1 protein-coding gene is annotated in these 529 nt (G+C 48.0%); it reads left to right on the top strand.

The window, feature by feature from the left end; all coding sequences use genetic code 11:
* Positions 1 to 50: 50 nt before the first annotated feature.
* Positions 51 to 529 (top strand): 2-oxoglutarate and iron-dependent oxygenase domain-containing protein (locus CXQ96_RS17945; RefSeq protein ID WP_219816181.1); only part of this gene is annotated, 479 nt, incomplete at its 3' end.

Here is a 529-nt window from a genome sequence, read left to right on the forward strand (position 1 = left end):
CAAACACACAGTGGGAGAAGCAGTTGAGAGAGTGAGATACACAGAGAGAGATGGAGAGTTTCCCAGTTATTAACATGGAGAATCTCAATGGAGAAGAGAGAGCAGCAACCATGGAGAATATCAAAGATGCTTGTGAGAACTGGGGTTTCTTTGAGTTGGTGAATCATGGGATATCCCATGAGCTGATGGACACAGTGGAGAAGTTGACAAAGGAGCATTACAAGAAGTGTATGGAGCAGAGGTTCAAGGAAATGGTGGCAAGGAAGGGTCTGGAGGCTGTTCAGTCCGAAATCAACGATTTGGACTGGGAAAGCACCTTCTTCCTCCGCCATCTTCCAACCTCCAACATGTCTGAAATCCCAGACCTTGAAGAAGATTACAGGAAGGCGATGAAGGAATTCACCGCGCACTTGGAGAAACTGGCTGAGCTGCTTCTAGACTTGCTGTGTGAGAATCTTGGGCTAGAGAAAGGGTACCTGAAGAAGGCCTTTTACGGGTCTCAGGGGCCAAGCTTTGGCACCAAGGTCAG

The sequence above is a fragment of the Arthrobacter sp. B1805 genome, assembly GCF_002929745.1.
Taxonomy (GTDB): Bacteria; Actinomycetota; Actinomycetes; order Actinomycetales; family Micrococcaceae; genus Arthrobacter_D.